The following is a 1,714-nucleotide window of genomic DNA, read 5'->3' as shown; positions in this document are numbered from 1 at the left end:
AGAGAGTGTATCGTGCATAAAGTCAATCGACCAGACTTGGTTAATGCCTGTGGCTGTTCCTAAAGTGTCCGGACGATCTCGTTTTATGCGACGGCGCGGCTTGATGCGCAGGTTGAGTTGCAACTCCCGATAGATGCGATGGACTCGCTTGTGATTCCATTTGAAACCCTTAACGTTGCGAAGATAGAGAAAGCAAAGACCAAAGCCCCACGTCTTCTGCTCAGCAGCTAGTTTTAACAGCCAATCGGCGATGAGCTCATTCTCCTCACGCCCTTTGGCTTGGTAATAGTAGCAACGTTGACTGATGCCGAAGGCTTGGCAAGCTAAGCGGATGCTGACACCACGATACTGGACAGCCTTTTGCGCCATCTCTTTACGCCGAGATGGCGCTACCACTTTTTTTCCATCGCCTCTTTGATGATTTCTGCCTTCAGGCGTTCTTCGGCATACATCTTCTTGAGGCGTTTATTCTCCGCCTCAAGCTCCTTAAGACGGGCAATCATGGAGGTGTCCATGCCACCATATTTGGCACGCCATTTATAGAAGGTGGCGCTGCTCATGCCGTGCTCACGACAAAGCGCAGGCAGCGGCGTACCGGCCTCTGCCTGCTTAAGAATCGCTAAAATTTGACTATCGGTATATCTTGATTTACGCATTGAATTTCCTTTATAGAAAATTCTACCTTAAATCACTACGGTTCTGAGGGGAGATTACCATAGGATTTTTATTTTTCTTAACGCTACCGATACAACGCAACTCCGCTACCGATACAACGCAACTATTTGATGATTTTGATATACTCTGAATTAATTATACAAATCATCAATATTATTATATTTTTAAGGTAAAGAAGGTAAAGCATGTTAATTCTAAATGTTCCTTATGCAGAAAAAGATGAGGCCAAATCTTTAGGCGCAAAATGGAATCCTGCACTAAAAAAATGGACTTATTCTTATCGAAAAAACTATATTCAAATATTAAGATGGCTACCAGAGTATCAGGAAAATAGTTTGTTGTCTGCTTGGCGACTTAGTATAGCTTGTGATAATTTATGTATAGTTGAGGCTAACCGTACTTGTTTTAAATGTACTAATTATATTAGCGTAATTGGCTTTAGTTACGACTTTATATTAAATTTTTATGGTGATTTCAATATAATAAAGGATAGCGAATACGACAATGATTTACATATAGGTTCACCAGATTCAAACACTCCTCAATATATTTTAGATGAAGTAAGTCAAAGTTTTAATTTTAAAAAAATGTATTCCAAAACGACACAATCCGCTTACTATGCAAATTTCTGTCCATACTGCAAAACCCTCCAAGGAAATTTTCATCTATTTAATGATAGTGATGGACCATTCTATATAACAAATAAAGAATCAGCATCAAAACTTAAAGTACATAAAATTAAGCTTAAAAATGACTTCGTTTTGCATGATGATACCTCTTGGTCTTCAACAGATTATTTAATTAAAAAACATGCTTTATTTGTAGGGAATTAATTTAGCTCCACCTACAGTTAAAAACTGACTATCTGAACTAATAGTATGATTTAGTTTTGGATAAAACTGAGCTAATTTATTTAATGAAAGTAAAAATTTTGCGCGAAAATTTCTTAGAGCATGAGCTTCTTTTCTTATAATTTCATCAGTAGTTAATAATTTAGTTTCAATGTTCTCTCTATGTCAGGATAGTTGTCACCCTCTAA

Annotated in this window: 1 protein-coding gene and 1 pseudogene; one reads left to right on the top strand and one right to left on the bottom strand. The window is 37.5% G+C overall.

Annotated elements, in window-relative coordinates; translation table 11 throughout:
- A pseudogene (locus tag HMPREF3144_RS11380) lies at positions 1-656 on the bottom strand (transposase); the annotation flags it as partial.
- 204 nt (positions 657-860) lie between these two features.
- Here HMPREF3144_RS11380 and HMPREF3144_RS03660 point away from each other — a divergent pair.
- Positions 861-1,508, top strand: a complete 648-nt coding sequence (locus HMPREF3144_RS03660; protein WP_070476462.1) for a DUF5710 domain-containing protein — start codon at positions 861-863, stop codon at positions 1,506-1,508.
- The last annotated feature ends 206 nt before the right edge of the window (positions 1,509-1,714 follow it).

Origin of the sequence: Oligella sp. HMSC05A10, from assembly GCF_001808335.1 — a bacterium.
Taxonomy (GTDB): Bacteria; Pseudomonadota; Gammaproteobacteria; order Burkholderiales; family Burkholderiaceae_B; genus Oligella; species Oligella urethralis.
Note: the sequence above shows the minus strand (reverse complement) of the source record. Positions and strands in the feature narration are given on the sequence as shown.

What these genes read in the sequence shown, in the direction of transcription:
- HMPREF3144_RS03660 (WP_070476462.1), top strand. Translation starts at nt 861, where the DNA reads ATGTTAATTCTAAATGTTCCTTATGCAGAAAAAGATGAGGCCAAATCT.